The organism is Nocardia beijingensis NBRC 16342, from assembly GCF_001612785.1.
Classification (GTDB): domain Bacteria; phylum Actinomycetota; class Actinomycetes; order Mycobacteriales; family Mycobacteriaceae; genus Nocardia; species Nocardia beijingensis.
This window is the reverse complement of record NZ_BDBC01000012.1, coordinates 202,117-225,502: the sequence shown is the minus strand read 5'-3', so window position 1 is coordinate 225,502 and position 23,386 is coordinate 202,117. Positions and strand designations below refer to the sequence as shown.

The window sequence follows — 23,386 nt, the reverse complement described above, 5'->3', positions numbered from 1 at the left end:
GCCGCCATGGCCGGTTTGCTATCTTGAACATCGTTCAAGTTCTAGGCGGAGGGTTGTCGTGGAGGGTGTCGAGAACTCTCGGGAGCCGAGGGTGGGTGTTTCCGCGCGGGACATGGCGCAGATCGCCGTCTTCGCCGCGCTGATCGCGGCGCTCGGCCTGCCGGGCGCCATCACGGTCGGGTTCAGCGGCGTGCCGATCACGGTGCAGACCCTCGGCGTGATCCTGGCCGGTGCGGTGCTCGGGGCGCGTAACGGGACGGCCGCGGTGGTGGTTTTCCTGGCGCTCACGATGCTCGGCCTGCCGCTGCTGTCCGGTGGGCGTACCGGTCTGACCGCGCTGGCAGGCCCCAGCGCCGGCTATCTGATCGGCTGGATTCCCGCGGCGTTGTTCATCGGACTGGGCACGGCCCGCATCCTGCCCAAATACCCGGTCGCGCTCGGCCTGCTCATCAACGCCGTCGGCGGCCTGGTGATCATCTATCTCTTCGGCATCGCGGGCCTGCTGCTGCGCACCGATCTCGGTGTGCGGGCCGCCATCACCACCAATTTCGCGTTCATTCCCGGTGACCTGCTGAAAGTCGTGGTCGCGACCGTGGTGGCCAAAGGAGTGCACCGCGCGTATCCCGGTGTGATCCGTGCGTAGTCCCGAACTCGGCGGTACCGGCGACGCGCCCGCCGTCGACTTCGGCGGCCACCGCTTCACCTACCGGGAACTCGACCGCGCGATCGAGCGCTGGATCGCCCGCGACCCGGAGGCGGCGGTCTACGACGCGTCGGGCCTTCCGGTTCCGGACGCGCTGATCTGTGTCTGCGCCGCGGCCCGGCGCGGCATCCCGGTCTTCGTGGAGAATCCCGCCGCGCGACCGCAGCGTGCCGGCCTTCCCGCGGCGGCGTTTCTGCTGGTGGCGACGTCGGGCTCGACCGGACGCCCGCGGCCGCTGGCGCGAACGGCCGCCTCCTGGTACGACAGTTTCCCCGCGTTCACGCGGATCACCGGCGTCGAACCGGACGACCGTGTCTTGCTCACCGGACCGCTGCACGCCACCATGCATCTGTTCGGTGCGCTGCACGCGCTGTGGCGCGGCGCGTGCGTCACCGACGACCGGGCACGAGCCACGGTGGTGCACGCGGTTCCCGCGGTACTGCGTGACGTGGTGGCGACCTGCCCGCGTCTGCGCACCGCGATCGTCGCAGGCATCGCGCTCGACGACGGTGCGCTGGCCGCGGCCGGTCATCTGGAGGTCGTGGAGTATTACGGCTCCTCGGAGGTCTCGCTGGTGGCGGCGCGGCGCGTTCCCGAGCCGATGCGGCTGCTCGACGGTGTCGAGGCCGAGGTGCGCGACGGACTGCTCTACGTCCGCTCGCCCTACCGGGTGCTCGGCGCGCCCGACTGGTTCGGCGTCGGCGACCTCGCCGAGCTGGGTGACGACCGTGAGCTGACGGTGCTGGGCAGGGGCGACTGCGCGATCAACGTCGGCGGCACCGTGGTGGTCGCCGAGGAGGTGGAGCGCGTCCTGGAATCGCTCGACGGCGTCGCCGCGGTGGCGGTGGTCGGTTCGCCGCATGCGGTGTTCGGTGAGATCGTCACGGCCGCCGTGCAGTTGGACGGTCGCGCCGGGCTCGACGAGGTGCGGTCGCGAGCGCGTCATGTACTGGCGAAAGAGGCGATGCCCCGCCGGTGGGTGCCGCTGCCCGCGCTGCCGCGCACGGCCGCGGGAAAGGTGGCCAGGGGCGAGCTGAAACACTTGCTGGCATGAACCCGGCCCCCGTTCTGGTAGCGCCGCGCCGCACGCCGATCGGCAACGCGGGCCACGGCTTGTCCGACCTCACCACCACCGATCTGGCCGCTCCCGTGCTGCGCGAGGTGCTGGCGTCCGTGCGCGGGGCAGGCATCGACGCCGAAGTGGACGACGTGGTGCTCGGCAACTGCCTGGGCCCCGGCGGCGATCCCGCCCGGGTCGCTGCCCTGCGCGCGGGGCTGGGCGTGCACGTTCCCGGCGTCACCGTCGACCGGCAGTGCGGTTCCGGCCTCGACGCGGTGATGCAAGCGGCGCTGCGGGTGCGCAGCGGCGCGGACGAACTGCTCCTGGCCGGCGGGGTCGAATCGGCCAGCACCGCGCCGTGGCGCTTCTGGCCGCCCGTGGCGGACGCCGAGCCGGTGCGCTACACCCGCGCCCCCTTCGCGCCACCGGGATTCCCCGATCCCGACATGGGCGTGGCCGCTGACGATCTCGCGCGAGCGCGCGGCATCAGCCGGGAACGGCAGGACGCCTACGCGGCCCGCTCCCACACCCTCGCCGCGGCGGCCGATTTCTCCGCGGAGATCGTGCCGGTCGGCGGCGTGCACCGGGACGAACGCATTCGAGCGGGCATGACCACCGCCCGGCTCGCGCGCCTTCGCCCCAGCTTCGGCGTCGACGGCACCGCCACCGCGGGCAATTCCTGCGGCATCTCCGACGGGGCGGCGGCCATGGCGGTGACCACCGAGACCATAGCGGCCGGGCTGCCCGCCCTGCGGATTCTCGGCTGCGCGGTCGCCGGATCCGACCCGGCGTATCCGGGTCTCGGTCCCGTGCCCGCGATCCGCAAACTGCTGCGCCGCACCGGTTTCGGCGTGGCCGACCTCGGTGTCGTGGAGATCACCGAAGCGTTCGCGTCGGTGGTTCTCGCGGTCGCGGACGAACTGGGACTCGACGAGTCAACGATCTGCCCGCAGGGCGGCGCGATCGCGATGGGGCACCCATGGGGAGCGTCGGGGGCCATCCTGCTGGTGCGCCTGGCGAGTCAGATGCTGTGCGCCGACGGCCCGGCGCTCGGCTTGGCGGCCTGCGCCATCGGCGGTGGGCAGGGCATCGCCGTACTGGTGGAGCGAGTGTCGTGAGTGAGATCGTCTTCGACTCGGTGAGTCACCGCTTCGGTGAGCGGAAGGTACTGCGCGACATAGACTTGCGGATCACCGAGCGCCGCGTGGGCGTCATCGGGTCCAACGGCTCCGGCAAATCGACGCTGGCGCGAATGATCAACGGCTTGCTGGCGCCGAGTTCCGGCACGGTCACGGTGGACGGCCTCGACGCCGCCCGCAAGGGCGCGCAGGTGCGCAGGAAGGTGGGGTTCGTCTTCACCGATCCCGACACCCAGATCGTGATGCCCACGGTGGCCGAGGATCTGGCTTTCTCGCTGCGGCGGTCGGGGTTGCGCAAGCAGGAGATCGCGGCGCGGGTCCAGGAGATCCTGGAGCGTTTCGGGCTGGCGGGCCACGCCGAGCACCCCGCACATCTGTTGTCCGGCGGCCAGAAACAGTTGCTCGCCATCGGCGCGGTCCTGATCCGGCGGCCGGAGGTGATCGTCGCCGACGAGCCGACCACCCTGCTGGATCTGCGGAACGCGAGGGTCGTCGCCGAAGCGCTGGACGCGGTGGATCAGCAGGTGATCGTCGTGACGCATCAGCTGTCGCTGCTGGAGAGCTTCGAACGCGTCATCGTGATCGACGACGGGGCGGTGGTGTTCGACGGAACACCCGGCGACGCCGTCACGGCATACCGGGCGTCGGTCGGATGATCGGCCTGTACCTCGCGGGCGATTCCCCGCTGCACCGGATGCCCGCCGGAGTGAAGCTGGCGCTGCTGCTGGTGTCGATCGTGGCGACGGCGGTGTTCGTGCGCACGCCGTGGGAGGTGCTGGCCGCGGGGGTGGTGGCGGCGGGACTGTTCGCGGTGGCGAGGATTCCGTGGCGGGTCGCGGTGGCTCAACTGCGTCCGTTGGTGTGGATGCTGGTGCTCATCGCCGTGTTCCAAGTGCTGATCACCTCGCCCGCGCGGGCTGCGGTGGTGTGCGGCGTGCTGGTGGTCTCGGTGGCGCTCGCGGCGCTGTTCACCCTCACCACCCGGGTGACCGACATGCTCGACGCCGTCACCCGGTGGCTCGGCCCGCTGCGCCGGGTGGGGGTCGATCCCGAGCGGATCGGCCTGCTGCTGGCGCTGGCCATCCGGTGTGTCCCGCTGCTGGCGGGTATCGTGCACGACGTCGCCGAGGCCAGGCGCGCCCGCGGGCTGCAATGGTCGATGACGGCGCTGGTGACGCCGGTGCTGGTGCGGGCGCTGCGGACGGCCGACGCGATGGGCGACGCCCTGGCCGCGCGAGGAGTGGACGATGACTGAACTGCTCGCCGCGCGGATCGCTCGGCAGGCCGCGGCGCATCCCACGGCGATCGCGGTCATCGCGAAACGCGAACGGGTCGATTACGAGCGGTTCTGGACGAAGGTCCTGCGCACCGCCGCCGGGCTGGACGGCATGCGCCGGGTCGCGGTGCTTCCCACGTCCGATGTCGAATCACTGGTGGCGGTGACCGCGGCGATGCACGCCGGGGTGAGTGTCGTCCTGCTGCACCGCCATCTGCTGCCCGATCAGCTGAGCCGGGTGCTCGCGCTGGCCGGGCCCGGCGCCGTCGTGGCCGCGCCGCACCAGCACCGCCGGCTGCGGCGGCTCGGTTTCGACGGCGTCGTGCGGACCGCCGCCGCACTGGAATCCGAAGGCGCGGTGGGCGGGGCGCGCCCTGGCGCCGAACTGTTGGTGGGGATCACCTCCGGCACCACCGGCGAGCCGAAGCTGTTCGTGCGCGATCAGCTGTCGTGGGCCACGACGCTGGACCGTTCCGACCGCACGTTCGACATCGGTGCGGGGGACCGGGTTTCGGTGCCCGGCGTGCTGGACCACACGCATTTCCTCTACGGCGCGTTGCACGCCTTGACCCGCGGCGCGACGGTCGATCTGCGACCCGTCGCCGACGCGCTGCGAGACGGTGCGACGCAGTTGTATTCGGTGCCGACGATCGCGTGGGACGTGGTGCGGGCGGGAATCGGCCCGGTCGGCGGCGTCCGGGAAGTGCTGTCCTCCGCCGCCCGGTGGCCGCGCGCCGGGCGGCAGGCGCTGCGGGAAGTTCTGCCCGGCGCCTCGCTCGTGCACTTCTACGGTGCATCCGAACTGAGCTTCGTGTCCTTCGATCGCGGGATCGGCAGCGCCGATGAGAAATCGGCGGGCGAACTGTTCTCCGGCGTCGAGGCCCGCGTCCGCGACGGCTTGGTGTACGTACGCAGCGACATGCTGTTCGACGGCTACCTCACCGCCGACGGCGTGGCGGGCGGTCCCGTCGACGGCTGGATGACGGTCGGCGACCGGGGCGAGGTGATCGGCAACCGCCTGCGGCTGTTCGGCCGGGACAGCGAGATGCTGATCCGGGCGGGTCTGAATGTGGAACCCGCCGCCGTCGAAGCGGCGCTCACGGCGATACCGGGTGTCGCCGAAGCCGCCTGCGTCGGCGTGCCGGACGCGCGCATGGGGGAGGCGCCAGCGGCGGCGATCGTGGTCGGCGCGGGCGCACCGGCTGCCGACGAGATTTGGCGGCGGCTGCGCGCGAGTTTGCCGAGTCCGAGTATGCCGGTGCGGGTTCTGATCGTGGACCGGCTGCCGCGCACGCCGCGGGGCAAACTCTATCGCGCGGCGCTGGTCTCCACGCTGGCCGCGCATCACGCAGGCGATCATCCGGAGACCGATCGCTGACCAGGGCGGGCCGAGGGACGGCGGCGCGCCCTCGTCACCCACGCGCGGCCCTTCAGGCTCCGCGCCGAGACATGCACCTGTTGCCGGGGCACTGACGCGGGACCCGTCATTCACCGGGACGCGGAGATCTTGCCGGGTCACTGACGCGCGGCCGACCTTGGCCGGGACCTGATCACCTCGCCGGGTCACCGATGCGGGACCCGTCATTCACCGGGACACGGTGATCTTGCCGGGTCACCGACGCGCGGCCGACCTTGGCCGAAACCCGATCAACCTCGCCGGGTCACCTTCGCGGCACCGTTCCCTTCACCGGGTCGATGATCGGGCGCGGCGGCTGATTCACCCCCGCGCCGATTCGCTCGATACCGCCGCCGACGCACCGAACCAGGTGGCGTAGAACAGGATCGACAGCGCACCGAGCGCGCCGAGGATCACGACCCCGAACGGGATCGGGTGCGTCGCCATCGGCACGGCGAAGAAGCGGATGCACAGCAGCACCCCGGCGCAGACGGCGACCCCCATGGCCACGATCCGCACGCGCCCGCGGTCCCAGCCCCGATCCGGGTCGCGCAGCGCGGATTCCACCGTCAGGCACAACGCCGCGCCGACGACCAGGTCGACGCCGTAGTGCGCGCCCAGACCCAGCGTCGCGACGAGTGTGCACACCAGCCAGAACGCCCCGCCCCAGCGCAACCACAGCGGTCCTCGCCTGGAGTGGATGAACAGCGACAGCGCCCAGGCGGTGTGCAGCGACGGCATGCAGTTGCGCGGGGTGATGCCGTCGAAGCGCAGCGCATCGATCGAGGACGGCACCGCGGGGACGACATCCGGCCAGACGTCGGCGATCTGGAAGCCGAGCCCCTGCGGTCCGTAGGCGAGCACCGGCCCGACCACCGGGAAGGCCACGTACCAGATCGGCCCGACCACGCCGAGCGTCAGGAAGGTGCGCACCAGGTAGTGCCGTGGCCAGCCGCCCGTCGTCACGCCGCGCAACTGCCATGCCGCGACCAGCACGGCCGCCAGCGGAAGCTCGAAATACACCCAGCGCACCACACCCGTCGCCACCGGTCCCGCCACCTCGAGCGCGTGCCCGACCAGCCAGGACGGGCTGCCGAGGGCGCGGTCGGCGACCTGCACGTACGGATCGAGAACCATCGGGCAGGCCCACGCGGTGACGTCCAGCCAGATCTCGCTGATCTTCGTCGCCGCGATCAGCAGCGCGCCGAAGGCGATGGTGCGCAACGCCGTGCGGCGTCGCTGCCCGTCCCACCGCACGAACGCGAGCACCGCCAGGGCGGTGAGAATGATGGTCGGACCGTTGCCGACGGTGAACGGACGCCCCTCGACCGTCCTGATCACGACGAACAGCAGGTCGACGGCGACGGCCGCGGCGACGGCGCCGACGCGTGCGCGCGCCGTGATCCCGACCAGGGCCAGCAGGAATCCCGCCCATGGTGTGGTCGCCGACTTCGGCGTTCCCGCATAGTCACGCGCCAGGCTGGTCAACGGTCCAAGCGCCCCGATGTGCGCGGCCATGAGTTCACCGCCGACGAGGGCGAGCACGATGACCGCGACACCGCACCACACGACCACCGGCCGCAACCGACGCTCGCGGAGCTCTTCGATACCCACTCGCTCGCCCGGTGGGGTCAAGCTCCCCTGCACGTCGTTCACAAGCACCGGGACATCGTAAACGCGACATTAACGGCATATGGACGGGGAGATGCCCGGTGTGGGCCGGGCCATGGGCAAAGCGCTGATCGGTACGTCGCCGACGCGGCAATGTCCACCGGAGCCGCTCGGTGGTGAACGGCTACGGTGTCGCCGCCTCGCCCAGTGGGGCGTGGCGCTGCCACGGACGGATGCGCTCCAGTTGCGCGGCGACCGCGAGCAACGTCGTTTCGCCGCCGGGCGCCGCGGCGAACTGCACACCGATGGGCAGTCCGGTGTCCGACAGCCCGGCGGGAACGGATATCGCCGGGTAGCGAACCGTGTTGAACGGCGGCGTGAACGGGATGAAGCGCGGCACGTCGAGCAGGCTTCGCACAAAGCCTTTTCCGGTGAAGGATCCGACCGGCACCGGCGGGGTCGCCAAGGTGGGAGTGAGCAGCAGGTCGTGTTCGGTGAACCACGCGGCGAATCGTTCGGACTGCCGGGGCGGGGGAGCGTCGGGCACGCGGTGCAGCCGGCCGATCACCCGTCCGGCGCGGGCTACCTTGCGGGTCAGCGGTTCCAAGAGGTCGGCGCTGAGGTCGGTGGTGTCCTCGGCGACGCCGGAGAGGTAGCGGGCGAGGAAGCCGAGCGCGTCCTGCGGCCGCCACGGCGGCGCCGCCTCGGTGACGGTGTGGCCTGCCGCGCGCAGCGCTTCGGCCGTCGCCAGCATGGTCGCGCGCACCTGCGGGTCGACGGACGCGCCGAGAACCGGTGGCTCGGTGGTCATGCCGATCCGCAGGGGCCGCTCGGGTGCGGCCGGTGCCGGATAGCGGTCGTCGGTGAGCACACCGAGGAGCAGGGCGGCGTCGGACACCGTGGTGGCCAGCGGTCCGAACGTCGATATGCCGAGCCAGTTGGAGCCGAGTTCGGGCGGGCGCGCGATCACGCCGTCGCCGGGCTTGAGCCCGACGAGCCCGCAGCACGACGACGGGATGCGGATCGAGCCGCCGCCGTCGGAACCGATTGCCAGCGCGGCCATCCCGGCGGCGACGGCCGCGGCGCCGCCGCCGGTGGAGCCGCCAGGAGTGTGCGTCAGACGCCACGGGTTGCGGGTGATGCCGTGCGCGGCGCTCTCGGTGACCGGCCACTGGCACAGCTCGGGCACGTTGGTCTTGCCGATCAGCAGCGCACCCGCGGCACGCAACCTGCGGACCAGCTCGGTGTCGGACTCGGCCGCGGTCTGCCGCGCCGCGCGCGACCCGTGGCCGGTCACGCACCCGGCGAGGTCGAGATTGTCCTTGACCGCCACCGGGACTCCGGCGAGCGGAAGGTCGGCGAGATCGCCGCGGGTGGCCAGCGCGCGGGCTTCGCGGCGGACCTGCTCGTGGCGCACGATCCGGAAGGCGTTGATCCGTGTGTCCAGTGCGGCGATGCGGGCCAGGTGCTCGTCGGCCACCTCGAGCGGGGACACCGTCCGGCTCCGCACTCCCGCCGCGATCTCACCGGCCGACGCGCCTGCCCATGTCATCGCAACCTCCTGGGTACCTCTGGTCGCGACGATCGGGGCTGTGCCGCCACCGGCCTGTGGAACTCGTGGCTCACGGTAACCGCCAGGGGGTGACGCCACAACGCTCCGCGGCTTGCCGCTCGGGGGAACGAGCGGCCGCGCATCGGCGAATCCGTGACCGCGCCGGCCGGGCGATCAGGTCGTGCGATACGTGCGGGCGACCAGTGCCGAGCGCAGGTACCACAGTCCCGACGGCTGGGACGGGTCGAATCCGGTGAGCTGACCGATCCGCTTGAGCCGGTAGTCGACGGTGTTGGTGTGCACGTGCAGCACGCGTGCCGTGCGCTGCCGGTTGAGGTTGTTGGCGATGTGCCGTTGCAACGTCTCAAGCAGTTCCGGGTGCGCGTCCAGCGGATCCAGCAGCGAGCCGAGGTACTCGCGGCCCGGCCCCGGTCTGGTCAGCTGATATTCCAGTGCCAGCTCGTCGAAGCGGTAGAGCCCGGCCACCGCCTCCAATCGCTGCACCATGTCGAGCAGTTCGTGCGCCTGATCGGCGGCGGTGGGGATCTTCTCGGGGGTGGCCTCAACCATGGTCGCGGTGACGCCCACCTGCGCGGCGTGCGACAGCTGGGTGACCAGGGCGTCGAGCTGCTCGTTGTCCAGATGACCGGACGGGATGAGTACCGTGCCGCCGTCCACGCTCAGCAGCGACAGCGCGGCCTCGCCGCAGCGCGTGGCCAGCTCGGCCTGCACCCTGCGCAGTTTTCTGCGGGCGACGACCTTGCCGTCCACCATCGGGTTGCGTTCCTCGCGGTGCGGCGGGATCGCCACGGCCAGAACGGCATACGAAGGCGCGATGGCGATGCCGCATTCGCGCGCCATGGTCGAGGTGCTGTGCCCGCCGAGTAGCGCGGAGGTCAGCGTGTGCACGGCGGTGTGGTGCTCGCTGACCACCGCGCGCAGCTCGCGGACGTAGGCCATGGAGACGGCCGAGTTGATCATGTCGAGCATCTCGACGACCATCTTGGCGCCGTCGACGAGGTCGTCGTAGTCCTTCATCGTCGCGTCGGACACCACCAGTTCCAGGCCCATTTTGAAGCCTTCGTGGATCGAGTGGTGGATGGTGTCGATGGGCACACCCTCGCGCGCCCATCCCGCGGCGGCGTCGCCGAGGCGCTGGAGTTTCTCCGGGAGGTCCTTGCCGTCGAGCATGCTCACCGCCAGCTCCAGGCAGACCCGGGTTATGGTGGTGACGTCGCCTGCGATCGCGTCGCCCGGTAGCGTCCCGCAGGGGATGACGTTCTCGACGAAGTGGCCGACCATCTGACGCGATAGCCCGCGAACGTCCTTCAGTGGCGACGACATCGGCTTTCCCGACAGGGTCAGACTCGGCCGGGCCGAACTGTCGACGGACATTGGCGACTCCCTTCCGCCCACGATTGCTGTGCAGCGCATTCACACTAATCGGTCGATTTGTTCCGTGGACCCGTTCGACGGTTTCTGTGAGAGCAGGTGAGAGGGTTCGACGGGGAGTTGTTAGCGGTCACAGCAGCTGGACGCCTGACCGATTTTCGGTGACGACCGACACACTTCGGCGACCGGGACGCCGGGTTCGTCGCCGTGCGCGAAGGGAGAGCGGGTTCGGTCGTTGCCGCGAGCGGCGGCCGACATGCCGGTAGGATCACCCGCGCCGGTCATGGCCACGCAACCAGGGTCTTGTCCGGCACGTGTCGTGTCCTGGATGGTGTGCAGTGCCCATCTGCCGCGCACGCCACGGCGGAAAGGCAGTGATGACGCAACGATAGGGGCAGGGCGATGACACCGGCTCTGAGATGTCTTGTCTGGGAACTGGACAACACCTTGTGGGACGGTGTCGTGTGCGACGCGACCGTCGGTGCGTTGCGGCCCGCCGCGCTGCGCACCCTGCGCGTGCTCAGCGAACGGGGCATCTGGCATGCCGTGGCCAGCCGCGGCGAGCGCGAGTGGACCCTGGACAAGCTGTATCGGTACGGCGTCTACGAGATGTTCTCGGCCGTCGAGATCGGCTGGGGCCCCAAGTCCTCCGCGATCCTGCGGATCGCGCGCACGCTGGGTCTCGGCCTGGACGCCGTCGGATTCATCGACCACGAGCCGGTGGAGCGCGCCGAGGTGGCCCGTGCGCTGCCCGTCGTGCGATGTTATGCCGCCAGGAACGCCGACGTCCTGCCGGTGCTGCCGGAATTCCGTCCCGTGTTGCGCACCGGGCCCGCTCCCACGCCGCCGCTCGGATTCGCCCGCGTGCCCGCGCGCTGAGCGACCACGTAACGCACTCCGGGGCAGCGTGTTCCGGCTTGCGGGCCGGGCGCGGCGGCGGAAACTTCCCAGCGTCGCGAGGTCCGTGCGCCGAGCCGTATCGTGGTGACCGGCAGTACGGTATCGGCTGGATTCGGCGGCGATAGGTTGTCACCATGAAGTGCTACGGCGTGACCGCCAACGATGCCCCATCGTGGACCGCGATCGCCAACAGCTTCGTTCCGATGGACTACCGGTACGGCGATCCCGAACGGTGGTATTCGGGCCTGACGGTTCAGGAATCGGCCGCCTACCGGTTGCTGCGCTGGGAGCAGCGCGGGATCAGTACCTCCTTCCGCACCCGGACGAACATCCGTCACGGTCCGTGCGACGACTTCTACTGGGTGGTCATCCCCGAACAGGGTGTGTACTCGGTGCGCTATCGCGACGAAGAGACGCGGGCGCGTCCGAACCAAGCCGCGGTGACCGCCCTCGACGACCTGTGCCAGATCCACATCCCGCTCCTGTCCGCCTACGCGATCCAGCTTCCCAGGGCCGAACTCGACCATCGGGCGGGACCGCCGGCCGAGCGTGGCATGACGATCGACCTGAACTCCGGACTCGGCCGCATCACCCAGGCGATGATCCGCAGCACCCACACCGAGCAGGCGAACCTCTCCGATCACGAGTTCAACGCCGTCTGCGACCGGATCGCCGAATTGCTGAGCCTGATCTCGCTCGGCGAAACCCACCCGCAGCGTGCCCAGCACGCTCAGGTGGTGGCGCAGATCCGGCAGTACGTGCGCGCCAACGTCGGCCGCAACGACGTGCGCCTGCCCGCGGTGGCGCACGCGCTCGGCTGGTCGCCGCGACAGTTGCGCTCGGTGTTGCAGCAGACCGGCACCACCTACCGCGACGTGCGGCGGGAGGAGGCCCTGCGCGCGGCACGCGATCTGCTGGAGGATCCCTCGCAGTCCGATCCCATCCGTGAGCTGGCGATTCGCGCCGGATTCACCCCGGCGTGGTTCTCCGCGGCGTTCAAGGCCCGTTTCGGCGAGACGCCGCGCGAATTCCGGCGGCGCAGAGCGGCGGAGCGTGCCGAGCCGGGCCGGGCGCCGGTGCCCCGAACGGAGGGCGAATCGAAATCATCAGGGCAACAGGCTGATCGAGAGCTCGCGTAGCCGCGACGGCGCGGCGATCACCCGGTATCCGGCCACCCGGTCGCCGCGCACCGTCACGGTGAGCGCCAGCAGCAACCTGCCGTGCGGGGCGACGACGATACCCGGGTGACCGTTCACCAGCGCGAGCGCCGCCACCTGCGAACGCCGGCGCAGCAGCACGGTTTCCGCGGCCACCGACGCCGCGCCGCGCACGGTCGTCGCCACACCGGCGGGCAGCGCGGCGGCGTCGGCCGTGCGGACCACATCGGGCGCGAGAACGGCCAGCAGCCCGTCGAGATCGCCGCCGCGCGCCGCGCGGAGGAACGCGTCGACGACATGCCGCTGCGTGGTGAGTTCCCCGCCCGCCGTGCCCTCGACGCCCCGCACCCGCTGCCTTGCTCGGCTGGCCAGCTTCTTGGTGGTCGCCGCGGTGCGGCCGACGATCGGCCCGATCTGCTCGAACGGCACCGCGAACAGGTCGTGCAGGACGAAGGCCACCCGCTCGTCGGGTCCGAGCCGGTCCAGCACCACCAGCAGCGCCCGGCCGACGGACTCGATCAGGACCGCTTCGCGCTCCGGTTCGTTCTCCTCGGCGTCGCCGTCGAGCCGGGGCGGGTGGTCGAGCGGTTCCTCGCGCCGCGCCGCCCTGGCGCGCAGCATGTCCAGGCAGATGCGGGACACGACGGTGGTGAGCCAGCCGGGAAGGTTGCGGACGTCCTCGACGTCGTGGCGGGCCAGCCGCAGCCAGGTCTCCTGCACCGCGTCGTCGGCCTCGCTCGACGAGCCGAGCATCCGGTATGCGACAGCGTGGAGGTGCTCGCGATGGACTTCGAATTCCCGTGCCGAGCCGTCTTCGGTGGGCATCCGGTCACCTTTCCGCTCCGTGGTCCGTCATCGAGATGACGGATCGGACAGCTCACAGGTGACCGGCGCCCGGATCGGGCGCGGCACCTGGGGAAAGGGTATTGCCATGGACATCGCCTATGTCGTCGCCACGGTGCTCGCCGCCGCGGCCGCTCTGCTCGCGGCGGGGATCGATGTGGTCCGCGCCGAGTGGGTGCGCACGAATATGCGCGCCTACGGGGTGCCGGAGTCGTGGCTGACACCGCTGGCCGTGGTCAAGGCGATCGGCGGGGCCGGATTGCTGGCCGGTCTGGCGATTCCGCCGATCGGCGTGGCCGCGGCGGCCGGGCTGGTTGTGTACTTCGTCGGCGCGGTGCTGACCGTGGTGCGGGCACGGTATTACACGCACGTCGGGTATCCGCTGCCGTATCTCCTTCTGGCCGCCGCGTCGCTGGGACTGTTCGTCGCGTCGTAGGCGGCGCTCCCGGCGCCGCACGAGGATCGCCGCGGCGGGCGGACGCGGTGGGCGGCGCCGCCGTCGTACTACCCGGCCAGGATGAACTTGGCCGCCTGTTCGCCGATGAACACCGCGGGCGCGTGCGTGTGCCCGCGGATGATGAGCGGCATCACCGAGGCGTCGGCTACCCGAAGTCCTTGCACGCCACGCACTTCCAGGCGCGGTGTGACGACGCTGGCGGCGTCGGTGCCCATCCGGCAGGTGCCGACCGGATGGTAGAGCGTGTGGGCGTAGGAGTTGAGCGCCAGCTCCAGCACGGCTTCCGGTTCCGCCGGCGCCTGCGGCGGGTAGATCAGCGGGCCGAGGACCGCTTTCATCGACGGCTCGGTGGCGATGGCGGCGCACACGCGCAGCCCGGCCATGATGGCGGCGCGGTCCGCGCCCGCGGCGTCGGACAGATAGCGCGGATCGATCAAAGGCTTGGCGGACGGGTCCGCGCCGGACAGGGCGATCCGTCCGCGGCTCTGCGGGCGCAGCAGCACCGTCGCCAGGATGACGCCGTGTTCGGTCGGGTCCTGGAGTCCTTCGTAATAGAACGGCGCGGGCGCGAAGATCAGCTCCAGGTCGGGGAATTCCAGATCCGCCCGGCTGCGGATGAACCCGTAGGCCTCGCCGACGTTCGAGGTGAGCATGCCGCGATGCCGGATCAGGTAGTCCAGCAGTTGGCGCGGCTTCTCCGCGCCGAACAGCGAATCCCCCGCGACGCCGTAGCCGATGCCCGCGACGAGATGGTCCTGCAGATTCGCGCCTACCTCCGGTGCGTGGTGGCGCACCTCGATGCCGTGGCGGGCCAGTTCGTCCCGGTCGCCGATACCGGAGAGCATGAGCAGCTGCGGGCTGTTGATCGCGCCCCCGCACAGCACGACCTCGCGCCGCGCGGTCACCGTGTGGGTGCCGCCGCCATGACGGTATTCCACGCCGATGGCGCGGGTGCCGTCGAACAGCACCCGGGTGGCCAGCGCTTCGCTGCGCACCGTGAGGTTCGGACGGCGAAGGGCGGGACGCAGATAGGCGTCGGCGGTGCTCCAGCGGCGACCCGCGCGCTGGGTGACCATGGTTTCGGTGAACCCGTCCGGCTGCGGCCGGTTGGGCGGCTCGACTTGGTAGCCCGCCTCCTGGACCGCGGCCAGATAGGCGGCGGTGAGGCCGCGCGGGCTGCGCTGCCGGGAGACGTGCAGCGGACCTTCGGTGCCTTCGTCGGGATACTGGGCGTTCTCCACGCGTTCGATGCGCCGGAATTGCTCGACCGCCGCGGCGAAGCCCCACTCCGCACCAGCCAGCAGCGCCCATTCGTCGTAGTCGGCGCGGAAGCCGCGCACCCACATCATGGCGTTCATCGATGACGAACCGCCGAACATCTTGCCGCGCGGCCAGTAGATCTCGCGGTTCTTCAACTCCGGCTGGGGCTGGGTGAGGTAGTCCCAGTCCACCTCGGAGCGGAACAGTTTCGCGAACCCGGCGGGTATGTGCGCGAACTTGTTCTTGTCCGGCGGGCCCGCTTCCAGCAGCGCCACCGTGGTGCCGGGATCGGCGCTGAGCCGATTGGCCACCACCGCGCCCGCCGATCCCGAGCCGACGACGACGTAGTCCGCGGAAAGCTCACCAGGTTGCACTTTTCCCACTCCGATCTGCACCGACTACGGCAAAGATACGAGCAAGCACGCGCCGTGTGGCCCGGTTTCGGCCAACCGGCTCGAAGTCGTCCGGCATTCTCCGCGCTACCGCAGGATCAACAGTGCGGACGCCTCGATCCGGTCGGCGATCTGGGAGTACGACCCGTAGCCCATGCCCGCGCGCACCAGCGCGCCCGCGTAGAGCAATTCCAGCGACTCGACCACGTCCGGATCCGGGTCGGGACCGAGAGCGCGGATGATGCGCTTGCGGATCTCGGCGCCGATGCGCCCGCGCAGATGCTCCACGTCGGGATCGCGGCCGAGTAGCGCGCTGGTGACCGCGCCGGACAGCTCCTGCTCGTCGGCCACCAGCATCGCGATGTTGCGCAGTTCGGCGACCACCCGGACGGTCGGGTCGGGATCCTCGCTGACCGGCGACGGCGAGGCGACCAGCCGCCGCCAGAAGATCTCCGCGACCAGATGCTCCTTCGAGGAGAAGTAGGTGTAGGCCGTGGCCGTCCCGACCCCGGCAGCCGCGGCGACCATCCGGATGGTCATGCCCGCGAACCCTTCCCGCGCAAGCACTTCCACCGCGGAGCGGGTCAGCTTGTCGACGGTGTCGGCCTGTTTGCCGGAGAGCCTGCGGCGGGTCGCCTCGAGAATGACGGAATCGGGTTCGGACATGTGTCTGGATCCTACTAGGCGGATTGGAACGGTTCAGTTCTTGGCCGCCGCGATGCCGGCCCTGCGCCCGTAGAAGCTGCCGTCGCCCAGCGACGCGCCGCTGACGTAACCGCCCGCGCACAGACCGGAAGTGCACCGGCCCGCGGCGAACAGCCCCTGGATCGGCTCCCCGGAGACGTGCAGCACCCGGGAATCGAGGTCGGTGCGCAGACCACCGAGAGTGAAACCGGCCGTGAAGCCGCGCATGTCGAACGCGGCCACCGGTCCGCGCAGCGGGCGCACCCACTCCGGCTTCTTGCCCAGCAGTGGATCCGCGCCGTCGGCGGCGTGCAGGTTGTAGCAGTCCACGGTGGCCTGCAACGCCTGGCCGGGCAGGCCCATCTCGGCTTCCAGTTCGGCGATCGTCTCCGCCACCCAGGTCGGGGGCTGGCGGAAGAACGGGGTCGAGGTCTCGGTGGTCAGCGCCTCCTCGTAGGACGCCTCGTCGATCACCAGGAAGGCCTGGTTGTCCTGCTGGATCAGCGTGGCCTGGCCGATCCGGCCGGGGTAGGTGTCCTCCGGGATGTAGCGCTGGCCGCGCCCGTTGACCAGGATGCCGCGCGCCAGCAACTGCGGGTCCCCGAAGAAGGCCACCTCGGTCGCGTCCATGTGCGCCAGTTCCGCGCCGAGCGCCTGCGCCAGCCGGATGCCGATGCCGTCGTGCTCCTCGATCGCCGCGGCGGGCCTGCCGATCAGCCGCGGCGCGTAGCCTTCGATCATCTCCTTCTGGTAGGCGAAGCTGCCGGTGGCCAGCACGACGCCGCGTTCGGCGCGGATGGCGACCGGCTTGCCGTAGCGCCGGGCGAGCACGCCGACCACGCGATCGTCGTCGTCGACGATCAGCCGCGCGATCCGCATGTCGTACTCCGCGCGGACGCCGAGCGCTTCGGCGGTGTCGGCGAGCGGTTTCATGAGCATGTAGCCGCCGCCCCTCTCCCCGGTGCGCTTGTCGGCCATCTGCGGAACATGGCCGCGCGGAGCGGGTTTCGCGATCGTGTTGAAGGGTGCGGCGTTCTCGCCGCCGGAGTACATCAGCCCCTCGTCGTGCGGTGGCTCCCATCCCGGCTCGCCCCAGAATGCCTCGCGGAACGGCACGCCGCAGGACACCAGCCAGGTGAAGTGCTCGACGCTGCCACGGCAGTAGTCGGCGATCTTCGCCTTGTCCACGCCCGGGCCGAGCGCCGCGAGCAGGAAGGTCTCCATGTTCTCCGGGGTGTCCTCGAACCCGAGGGCTTGTTGCAGCGGTGTGCCGCCGCCGAGGTAGATGAATCCGCCCGCCAGTGCGGCGGCGCCACCCCAGCCGCCGGTGCGCTCCAGGACCAGCACGTCCGCGCCCGCGCGGGCGGCTTCGATGGCGGCGCTGACGCCCGCGATGCCGTATCCGGCGATGACGACGTCGGCGCGCAGATCCCAGTTCTGGACTCGGCTCGCGCGCAGGGGGCGAATGGTGGTGGCGTCGGACATGGTCAACGGATCCTTCACTGTTCGGCGGGCGCGGACTGCGCGCGGGCGGCCTTCTTCTGCTGCGCCACAATCGTGCCAACGAGAATGTCGAGTTTGGTGCCGTTCGGCCATCCCACGTAGTGACACAGGAACACCGCGATCTCGTGTAGCTGGTCTTCGGTGAGTTCGCCGTTGCGCAGCGCGGCTCCGATCTGGATGCCCGCGGTGTCGATCGCGCCCTGCGCGGCCAGCGCGCCGAGCAGCAGCAGCCTGCGGTCGCGGATGGTGAGTCCCGGCCGCGACCAGATGTCGGCGAAGAGGTGGTCGGCGGTGACGGCGAAGTGGGCCCCGGGATACTCCTGGAACTCCGTGCCGTAGACCTCGGCCATCTTGGCCAGTCCGCGCTGCCGCACGGAGTCGCCGGAACCGTTGTCACTCATGAGGATTGCCTTTCCGATGCGAGGGTGCCCGGCCCGACGCCGAGTCCGGGGCCGAGCCGGTCGAGTGCGAGTGCGGCCAGCGGCAGCGCGGCGCCGAGCCGTTCGCCCAGCTCCAGGGCGAGACCCAGATCCTTCTCCCCGAGGTCGCGCACGTGCCGCAGGATCGGCAACCAGAAGTCGCCGTCCTGGATCGGCGCGGTGGTGTCGCGCAGCATGATGGCGCCGGGCCCTCCGGTGACCGCGTCGGAGTGCCGCACCACTTTGCCGAGCGCGGTGAGGTCGAGACCGGCCGCCTCGGCCAGCCGCTGCGCCTCGGTGGCCGCGGTGAAGGAGACGAAGTGCAACAGGTTGCGCGCCAGCTTCATGCGCGTGCCCGCGCCGACCGGCCCGGCGTGCACGATCAGATCGGCGAAGCAGCCGAACGGTTCGCGCACCTGCTCGAACGCCGCAGCGCTACCGCCGACCATGACCGCCAGCGCGCCCCGGGTCGCGCCGGGGGCGCCGCCGCTGATCGGCGCGTCCACCAGTTCGATGCCGCGCTCGCCGCAGACCGCGCCGAGTTCCTCTGCGGTGCGGTCGCCGATCGTGGAGTGCACGGCGACCACGGTGCCCGGCGCGGCGGTCCTCAGCAGCCCGTCCGGTCCGGTGATCACCTCGCGCACCTGGGCGTCGTTCACCACGGTGATCGAGATGACGGTGGCCTTCCTGGCCAACTCGGCGGCGGAGGAGACCGCGTCGGCTCCGGCGGCGAGCAACGGCTCGACCGCCTCGGGTCGCATATCGCACACTGTCAGCCCGCCCGGCCATTCCAGCAGTCGCTTCGCCATCGGCGCGCCCATGTTGCCGAGGCCGAGGAATCCGATGCGGGCGCTCATGATCGCACGATCTGTCCGCCGTCGACGTTGAAGATCTGCCCGGTGACCCAGCTCGCCTCGTCCGACAGCAGATACAGGCAGGCGCCGACGAGATCCTGCGGGGTGCCCATCCGCTTGAGCGGCAGGCGTTTGACGATGTCGTCGACGATCACATCGGGGGTGACCGACTTGGTGGCGTCGGTGTCGATCGGGCCGGGCGCGATGGCGTTGACGCGGATGTTCGACCCGCCGAGTTCGAAGGCCAGTTGCTGGGTCAGGCCGTTGATCCCGGTCTTGGCCAGCCCGTAGAAGCTGGAATACAGCCACGCGGCGGTGGAGGACTGGTTGACGATGGATCCGCCGCGGCGCTTGGACATGTGCGGCCAGACGGCGCGGGTCATGACGAGCGCGCCGTCCATGTTCACGCTCATGAACTTCTTGTAGTAGTCCCACGGCACGGTCAGCAGCAGGTTCATCTTCATCTCGCCGTAGATGGCGGCGTTGTTGACCAGGTGGTCGATGCCGCCGAACTCGGCGACGGTGAAATCGGCCAGCGCGGAGGCGGATTCGGGATCGGACACGTCGACCTGCCCGAACACCGCCGTGCCGCCGTCGGCGACGATCTTCTCGACCACCGCCGCGCCGCCGTCGGCGTTCTTGTCGGCGACGACGACGTTCGCGCCCTCGGCGGCCAGCGCCTGCGCGTAGGCGGCGCCGATGCCCTGCGCGGCGCCGGTGACGATGGCGGATCTTCCCGTGAAACGGGCCATGGAGTTCAGCTCCTCTGTGTTGTCCCGCGGCGGTCAGGCCGCGGTGGCGATGACTTTCGTCTCGAGGTACTCCTCGAAACCGGCGATGCCCATCTCACGGCCGAGGCCGGATTGCTTGTAACCGCCGAACGGCACGTCGGCGGAATACCAGATGCCGCCGTTGACGCTCAGCGTCCCGGTGCGCACGCCTTCGGTGACGCGCCGGATGCGCTCGGGGTCGCTGCCCCACACCGAACCCGACAGGCCGTAGGGGGAGTCGTTGGCGATGCGGACGGCGTCCTCGTCGCCGTCGTGCGGGATGATCACCAGCACCGGGCCGAAGATCTCCTCGCGGGCGACGGTCGAGCTGTTGGGAATGTCCGCGATCAACGTCGGTTCGACGAAGAATCCGCGCTCGCGGGCCGGTCGGCCGCCGCCGACCACGATCCGTCCGCCTTCGGCGCGCGCGATGTCGATGTAGCGTTCCACTCTGGCGCGCTGACGTTCGGAGATCAGCGGCCCGCAGACCGTGCGTGGGTCGGCCGGGTCGCCCGGCTTGATCCCGCCGAGCGTGGCGGCCGCCGCCTGCACCGCTTGCTCGTAGGCGGCGCGTGGCACCAGCAGCCGGGTGGACAGCGCGCACCCCTGCCCGGCGTGCACGCACACCGAGAACGCCGCCACCGAGCAGGCCGCGGCGATGTCGGCGTCGTCGAGCACGATGAACGCCGATTTGCCGCCCAGTTCGAGGAACGCCTTCTTCAGCGTCGCCGCGGCGCCGGTCATGACGGCGCGGCCGGTGGCGGTGGACCCGGTGAAGCTGATCATGTCGACGCGCGGGTCGGCGGTGAGGCGGGCGCCGAGCGTATGGTCCGCGGAGGTCACGATGTTCACCACGCCTGCAGGGATGTCGGTCTCCTCGGCGATGATGGCCCCGACCGCCGCCGCGCACCACGGGGTGTCGGGAGCGGGTTTGAGCACGACGGTGTTCCCTGCGGCCAGCGCCGGGCCGAGTTTGGCGAAGTTGATCTGGTGCGGGAAGTTCCAGGGCGTGATCGCCCCGACCACGCCGATCGGCTCCCTGCGCAGTATCCGGCGGGTCTTGATGCCCATCGGCTCGGCCACGCCCAGATCGGTTTCCCAGGCGTAGGTTTCGGGGAGTCCGGCCGCGTAGCCGAGGTCGGCGACCGGGCCTTCCAACTGCGGCCCGCTCGTGAGCATCCGCGGCGCGCCGGCCTCGGCGATCGTGATCTCGCGCAGTTCGTCGACGTGGTTTTCCAACGCGGTGCGCAACTGCGCGAGGCAGCGCGCGCGGAAGGCGTGATCGCGGGACCAGTCCGTCTCGTCGAACGCGGTGCGCGCGGCGCCGACGGCCGCGTCGAGATCGGCCGCGTTCGCGTCGGCGGCGAGGCCGAGGACCTCCTCGGTCGCCGGGTTCACCGTCGCGAAGACGCCGTCGGCGCCCTCGACCAGCTTGCCGCCGATCAGCAGGCGGGATCCGTCGGGCGGCAAAAGGCTGCTCATGGCTGACTCCGATACTGTCTGGACACGTGTACGGAATATAGTCTCGGATCGCGATCGGTGGCAATAACAGGTTCTAACTCTGCCATTCTCCTCGCGCTACGGGAGTGCGGTGCGGCGGTGCGTTCGGGGCAGGTCGATGTAGTGCAACCGAGTCGGAGAAATGAAGCTCGCATTGGGCGATTGTGGCGATACCGGGTGCGGTGGTAGTGTCCAGACACATGTCCAGCTATCTGTCTTCGCTCGTGTCGGCCGGCGGTGCCCCGCGGCGGAACGTGTTATCGGTATGGGAGTGCGGGCGATGACGGCCGCGGTGGAGCCGCTGGTGTTCGATCCCTACGACTACTCCTTCCACGAGGATCCGTACCCGACGTATCGGCGGCTGCGCGAAGAAGCGCCGCTGTATCACAACCCGGATCTGGGGTTCTGGGCGTTGTCGCGGCATCCGGATGTGGTGGGGGCGTTCCGCGACAGCGTGCGGCTGTCGAGCGCCAACGGAGTGTCGCTGGATCCGGCCGCGTGGGGGCCGCACGCGCATCGAACCATGTCGTTTCTGGCGATGGACGACCCGCGCCACATGCGGATGCGACGGTTGGTGTTCAAGGGATTCACGCCCAAACGCGTCGCGGAGATGGAAGACCGGATCCGGGAGTTGACGCTGTCGTATTTGGAACCAGCGTTGGCCGGCGCTCCCTTCGACTGGATCGACGAGGTCGCGGGCAAACTGCCGATGGACGTGATCTCGGAGTTGATGGGGGTCCCGGCCGAGGATCGGGTGGAGATCCGCCGGTTGGCCGATCTGGTGGTCCATCGTGAGGACGGAGTGCTCGACATCCCGATGGCCGCCGTCGAGGCGTCGATCACACTGCTCGGCTACTACACGGAGATGGTTGCCGAGCGCCGTCGCGCCCCGAAACACGATCTGACCTCGGCCTTGCTCGACGCCGAGATCGGCGGTGACACGCTCAGCGACGCTGAGATCATCGGTTTCCTGTTCTTAATGGTCGTGGCAGGCAATGAGACCACCACCAAATTGCTCGGCAACGCCCTGTACTGGGGGGCGCGCAACCCGGGCGAATACGCGAAAGTCGTCGCGGACGGGGATCTGGTCACCGACTGGGTGGAAGAGACCTTGCGCTACGACACCTCCAGCCAGATGATCGCCCGCACCGCGACCGAAGACCTGGCCTATCACGGCGGCGTGATTCCGGCGGGGGCCAAGGTGCTGTTGCTGATCGGTTCGGCCAACCGCGATCCGGCGGTGTTCGACGACGGCGACAGCTTCCGCATCGATCGTGCCGACAAGTCGGGACTGGCCAGTTTCGGTGCGGGCGTGCACTTTTGCCTGGGTGCGCACCTGGCCCGGTTGGAGACGACCGTCGCGCTCACCGAATTCGCCTCGCGAGTGCGATCCTACGACGTCCTCGAATCCGGCATCGCGCGCGTGCATTCGTCCAACGTGCGTGGCTTCGCACACCTGCCCATCACCGTGGAGGCCCGATAATGCCCAGATTCGCCCCCCATCCCGAGCGCAGGCCCGCGCTCGTCTCCGGCGCCTCCTCCGGGATCGGCGCGGCCACCGCCGTCGCCCTGGCCGAACTCGGCCACCCGGTCGCGCTCGGTGCGCGTCGGGTCGAGCAGTGCGCCGAACTGGCGGACAAGATCCGGGCCGACGGCGGTGAAGCGTTCGCCCATCGTCTGGATGTCACCGAGCCGGATTCGGTGGAGGAATTCGTGCGCGCCGCCGAGGACGCGCTCGGCCCCACCGAGATCCTGGTCTCCAGCGCGGGCGATATCGAGTTCGGGCAGGCGCACGCGATGGATCCGGAACGATTCACCCGCCAGGTGCAGGTCCATCTCGTCGGCGCGCAGCGTCTGGTGCACCGGGTGCTGCCGGGCATGCTGCGCAGGCAGCGCGGCGACGTCGTGCTGATCAGTTCGGACTGTGCCTCCGAACCACGTCCGCGCACGGGCGCCTACAGCGCCGCCAAGGCGGGGCTGGAAGCGCTGGCAGCGCAGATGCGCATGGAACTCGAGGGCAGCGGCGTCCGCCTGTCCCAGGTCCGGCCCGGCCCGACCCTGACCGGCATGGGCATGGACTCCACGCCCGAAGTCGTCGGCCCGGTGCTGGAGGACTGGAAAGCGTGGGGGTTCGCCAGGCATCCGTACATGTTGCGCCCGAGCGACTTGGCCGCGGCGGTGGTCGCGGTGGTGTCCACGCCGCGCGGCTCGCACTTGGTGCTGGTCGAGGTGCAGCCCGAGGCGCCGATCCGGCCTCTGCCGGACGGCGCGGGACCGAACGAACAGTAAGGAGTCGCCATGCGAGTGCTCGCCGATCTGGATCTGTGTCAGGGGCATGCCGTGTGCCAGGACGAGGCGCCCGAGGCGTTCCGCGTCCCCAAGCGCGGCACGGTCGAGATCCTCGATGCCGCCGCGGACCCGCAGGCCCGCGCCGACGTGCAGCGCGCGGTCCGTTACTGCCCGACCCGGGCGTTGTCGATCGTCGCCGACGAGTGAGCGGAATTCGTCCCACCGGCCC

Annotated in this window: 23 protein-coding genes; 12 read left to right on the top strand and 11 right to left on the bottom strand. The window is 70.3% G+C overall.

All coding sequences use genetic code 11. From position 1 onward, the window contains the following. The first annotated feature begins 58 nt into the window (after positions 1-58). Genes NB3_RS08890 through NB3_RS08865 form a run of 6 tightly spaced genes read left to right on the top strand, consistent with a single transcriptional unit; the run spans position 59 to position 5,556 of the window. Positions 59-643 carry a biotin transporter BioY gene (locus NB3_RS08890; protein ID WP_174553177.1) on the top strand — a complete coding sequence of 195 codons (585 nt, stop codon included), beginning with the start codon at positions 59-61 and terminating at the stop codon, positions 641-643. Continuing rightward, a complete protein-coding gene (locus tag NB3_RS08885) occupies positions 636-1,757 on the top strand; it encodes a class I adenylate-forming enzyme family protein (protein ID WP_067799333.1) in 1,122 nt (373 codons plus the stop codon). The genes NB3_RS08890 and NB3_RS08885 overlap by 8 nt, the downstream gene beginning before the upstream one ends. Beyond that, positions 1,754-2,881, top strand: a complete 1,128-nt coding sequence (locus NB3_RS08880; protein ID WP_067799329.1) for a thiolase family protein — start codon at positions 1,754-1,756, stop codon at positions 2,879-2,881. Before NB3_RS08885 ends, NB3_RS08880 begins: the two co-directional genes overlap by 4 nt. Then, entirely contained in the window at positions 2,878-3,558 is a 681-nt protein-coding gene (locus NB3_RS08875) for an energy-coupling factor ABC transporter ATP-binding protein (RefSeq protein WP_067799326.1), read from the top strand. The genes NB3_RS08880 and NB3_RS08875 overlap by 4 nt, the downstream gene beginning before the upstream one ends. Beyond that, on the top strand, positions 3,555-4,157 hold the full coding sequence (locus NB3_RS08870; RefSeq protein WP_067799323.1) for an energy-coupling factor transporter transmembrane component T family protein: 603 nt from the start codon (positions 3,555-3,557) through the stop codon (positions 4,155-4,157). Before NB3_RS08875 ends, NB3_RS08870 begins: the two co-directional genes overlap by 4 nt. Next, a complete protein-coding gene (locus NB3_RS08865) occupies positions 4,150-5,556 on the top strand; it encodes an AMP-binding protein (RefSeq protein ID WP_067799318.1) in 1,407 nt (468 codons plus the stop codon). The genes NB3_RS08870 and NB3_RS08865 overlap by 8 nt, the downstream gene beginning before the upstream one ends. 339 nt (positions 5,557-5,895) lie before the next feature. On the opposite strand, the gene NB3_RS08860 is transcribed toward NB3_RS08865, so the two are convergent. The 3 genes from NB3_RS08860 to NB3_RS08850 all read right to left on the bottom strand — a co-directional run bounded on the left by NB3_RS08860 (position 5,896) and on the right by NB3_RS08850 (position 10,132). Continuing rightward, positions 5,896-7,236 (bottom strand): phosphatase PAP2 family protein, encoded by a 1,341-nt coding sequence (locus NB3_RS08860; protein ID WP_244891814.1) that lies wholly within the window; start codon positions 7,234-7,236, stop codon positions 5,896-5,898. A gap of 133 nt (positions 7,237-7,369) precedes the next feature. After that, complete coding sequence (locus NB3_RS08855; RefSeq protein ID WP_067799313.1) at positions 7,370-8,737, bottom strand: amidase; 1,368 nt, start codon at positions 8,735-8,737, stop codon at positions 7,370-7,372. A 174-nt stretch (positions 8,738-8,911) separates the two neighbouring features. After that, a complete protein-coding gene (locus NB3_RS08850; RefSeq protein WP_067799311.1) occupies positions 8,912-10,132 on the bottom strand; it encodes a PucR family transcriptional regulator in 1,221 nt (406 codons plus the stop codon). A gap of 399 nt (positions 10,133-10,531) precedes the next feature. Between NB3_RS08850 and NB3_RS08845 the strand changes: the two genes are divergently transcribed. Both NB3_RS08845 and NB3_RS08840 read left to right on the top strand, forming a co-directional pair. Next, a complete protein-coding gene (locus NB3_RS08845; RefSeq protein WP_067799307.1) occupies positions 10,532-11,008 on the top strand; it encodes an HAD-IIIC family phosphatase in 477 nt (158 codons plus the stop codon). Positions 11,009-11,163: 155 nt separating this feature from the next. Beyond that, entirely contained in the window at positions 11,164-12,168 is a 1,005-nt protein-coding gene (locus tag NB3_RS08840) for an AraC family transcriptional regulator (RefSeq protein ID WP_067799305.1), read from the top strand. Here NB3_RS08840 and NB3_RS08835 read toward each other — a convergent pair. Further along, entirely contained in the window at positions 12,136-13,011 is an 876-nt protein-coding gene (locus NB3_RS08835; RefSeq protein ID WP_067799302.1) for a sigma-70 family RNA polymerase sigma factor, read from the bottom strand. The genes NB3_RS08840 and NB3_RS08835 overlap by 33 nt on opposite strands. A gap of 106 nt (positions 13,012-13,117) precedes the next feature. Here NB3_RS08835 and NB3_RS08830 point away from each other — a divergent pair, with 106 nt between their 5' ends. After that, the gene (locus NB3_RS08830) at positions 13,118-13,465 is read left to right on the top strand and encodes a DoxX family protein (RefSeq protein WP_067799565.1); all 348 of its coding nucleotides are present in this window, start codon (positions 13,118-13,120) and stop codon (positions 13,463-13,465) included. Positions 13,466-13,533: 68 nt separating this feature from the next. Here NB3_RS08830 and NB3_RS08825 read toward each other — a convergent pair whose 3' ends face one another. From NB3_RS08825 to NB3_RS08795, 7 genes are all read right to left on the bottom strand, one after another. Then, on the bottom strand, positions 13,534-15,120 hold the full coding sequence (locus tag NB3_RS08825; protein WP_067799562.1) for a GMC family oxidoreductase: 1,587 nt from the start codon (positions 15,118-15,120) through the stop codon (positions 13,534-13,536). Between the two features lie 105 nt (positions 15,121-15,225). Beyond that, the gene (locus NB3_RS08820) at positions 15,226-15,804 is read right to left on the bottom strand and encodes a TetR/AcrR family transcriptional regulator (protein WP_067799299.1); all 579 of its coding nucleotides are present in this window, start codon (positions 15,802-15,804) and stop codon (positions 15,226-15,228) included. 33 nt (positions 15,805-15,837) lie between these two features. Next, the gene (locus NB3_RS08815; RefSeq protein ID WP_067799559.1) at positions 15,838-17,307 is read right to left on the bottom strand and encodes an FAD-dependent oxidoreductase; all 1,470 of its coding nucleotides are present in this window, start codon (positions 17,305-17,307) and stop codon (positions 15,838-15,840) included. A 14-nt stretch (positions 17,308-17,321) separates the two neighbouring features. After that, positions 17,322-17,726, bottom strand: a complete 405-nt coding sequence (locus tag NB3_RS08810) for a carboxymuconolactone decarboxylase family protein (RefSeq protein ID WP_067799296.1) — start codon at positions 17,724-17,726, stop codon at positions 17,322-17,324. Further along, on the bottom strand, positions 17,723-18,601 hold the full coding sequence (locus tag NB3_RS08805) for an NAD(P)-dependent oxidoreductase (RefSeq protein ID WP_067799292.1): 879 nt from the start codon (positions 18,599-18,601) through the stop codon (positions 17,723-17,725). The genes NB3_RS08810 and NB3_RS08805 overlap by 4 nt, the downstream gene beginning before the upstream one ends. After that, positions 18,598-19,350 (bottom strand): SDR family oxidoreductase, encoded by a 753-nt coding sequence (locus NB3_RS08800; RefSeq protein ID WP_067799290.1) that lies wholly within the window; start codon positions 19,348-19,350, stop codon positions 18,598-18,600. Before NB3_RS08800 ends, NB3_RS08805 begins: the two co-directional genes overlap by 4 nt. 33 nt (positions 19,351-19,383) lie before the next feature. Further along, the gene (locus NB3_RS08795; RefSeq protein WP_067799287.1) at positions 19,384-20,850 is read right to left on the bottom strand and encodes an aldehyde dehydrogenase; all 1,467 of its coding nucleotides are present in this window, start codon (positions 20,848-20,850) and stop codon (positions 19,384-19,386) included. Positions 20,851-21,148: 298 nt separating this feature from the next. Here NB3_RS08795 and NB3_RS08790 point away from each other — a divergent pair, with 298 nt between their 5' ends. The 3 genes from NB3_RS08790 to NB3_RS08780 are packed head-to-tail and all read left to right on the top strand — an operon-like array spanning position 21,149 to position 23,364. After that, entirely contained in the window at positions 21,149-22,351 is a 1,203-nt protein-coding gene (locus NB3_RS08790; protein ID WP_067799285.1) for a cytochrome P450, read from the top strand. Continuing rightward, complete coding sequence (locus tag NB3_RS08785; protein WP_067799282.1) at positions 22,351-23,157, top strand: SDR family oxidoreductase; 807 nt, start codon at positions 22,351-22,353, stop codon at positions 23,155-23,157. The genes NB3_RS08790 and NB3_RS08785 overlap by 1 nt, the downstream gene beginning before the upstream one ends. 9 nt (positions 23,158-23,166) lie before the next feature. Continuing rightward, positions 23,167-23,364, top strand: a complete 198-nt coding sequence (locus tag NB3_RS08780) for a ferredoxin (RefSeq protein WP_067799280.1) — start codon at positions 23,167-23,169, stop codon at positions 23,362-23,364. Positions 23,365-23,386 lie beyond the last annotated feature (22 nt).

Excerpts from the sequence above, each read along its gene's own strand:
- NB3_RS08880 (WP_067799329.1), top strand. The coding sequence starts at position 1,754 with ATGAACCCGGCCCCCGTTCTGGTAGCGCCGCGCCGCACGCCGATCGGC.
- NB3_RS08855 (WP_067799313.1), bottom strand. The coding sequence starts at position 8,737 with ATGACATGGGCAGGCGCGTCGGCCGGTGAGATCGCGGCGGGAGTGCGG.
- NB3_RS08805 (WP_067799292.1), bottom strand. The coding sequence starts at position 18,601 with ATGAGCGCCCGCATCGGATTCCTCGGCCTCGGCAACATGGGCGCGCCG.
- NB3_RS08810 (WP_067799296.1), bottom strand. The coding sequence starts at position 17,726 with ATGAGTGACAACGGTTCCGGCGACTCCGTGCGGCAGCGCGGACTGGCC.
- NB3_RS08800 (WP_067799290.1), bottom strand. The coding sequence starts at position 19,350 with ATGGCCCGTTTCACGGGAAGATCCGCCATCGTCACCGGCGCCGCGCAG.
- NB3_RS08820 (WP_067799299.1), bottom strand. The coding sequence starts at position 15,804 with ATGTCCGAACCCGATTCCGTCATTCTCGAGGCGACCCGCCGCAGGCTC.
- NB3_RS08840 (WP_067799305.1), top strand. The coding sequence starts at position 11,164 with ATGAAGTGCTACGGCGTGACCGCCAACGATGCCCCATCGTGGACCGCG.
- NB3_RS08780 (WP_067799280.1), top strand. The coding sequence starts at position 23,167 with ATGCGAGTGCTCGCCGATCTGGATCTGTGTCAGGGGCATGCCGTGTGC.
- NB3_RS08785 (WP_067799282.1), top strand. The coding sequence starts at position 22,351 with ATGCCCAGATTCGCCCCCCATCCCGAGCGCAGGCCCGCGCTCGTCTCC.
- NB3_RS08835 (WP_067799302.1), bottom strand. The coding sequence starts at position 13,011 with ATGCCCACCGAAGACGGCTCGGCACGGGAATTCGAAGTCCATCGCGAG.
- NB3_RS08795 (WP_067799287.1), bottom strand. The coding sequence starts at position 20,850 with ATGAGCAGCCTTTTGCCGCCCGACGGATCCCGCCTGCTGATCGGCGGC.
- NB3_RS08845 (WP_067799307.1), top strand. The coding sequence starts at position 10,532 with ATGACACCGGCTCTGAGATGTCTTGTCTGGGAACTGGACAACACCTTG.
- NB3_RS08815 (WP_067799559.1), bottom strand. The coding sequence starts at position 17,307 with ATGTCCGACGCCACCACCATTCGCCCCCTGCGCGCGAGCCGAGTCCAG.
- NB3_RS08850 (WP_067799311.1), bottom strand. The coding sequence starts at position 10,132 with ATGTCCGTCGACAGTTCGGCCCGGCCGAGTCTGACCCTGTCGGGAAAG.
- NB3_RS08865 (WP_067799318.1), top strand. The coding sequence starts at position 4,150 with ATGACTGAACTGCTCGCCGCGCGGATCGCTCGGCAGGCCGCGGCGCAT.
- NB3_RS08870 (WP_067799323.1), top strand. The coding sequence starts at position 3,555 with ATGATCGGCCTGTACCTCGCGGGCGATTCCCCGCTGCACCGGATGCCC.
- NB3_RS08830 (WP_067799565.1), top strand. The coding sequence starts at position 13,118 with ATGGACATCGCCTATGTCGTCGCCACGGTGCTCGCCGCCGCGGCCGCT.
- NB3_RS08790 (WP_067799285.1), top strand. The coding sequence starts at position 21,149 with ATGACGGCCGCGGTGGAGCCGCTGGTGTTCGATCCCTACGACTACTCC.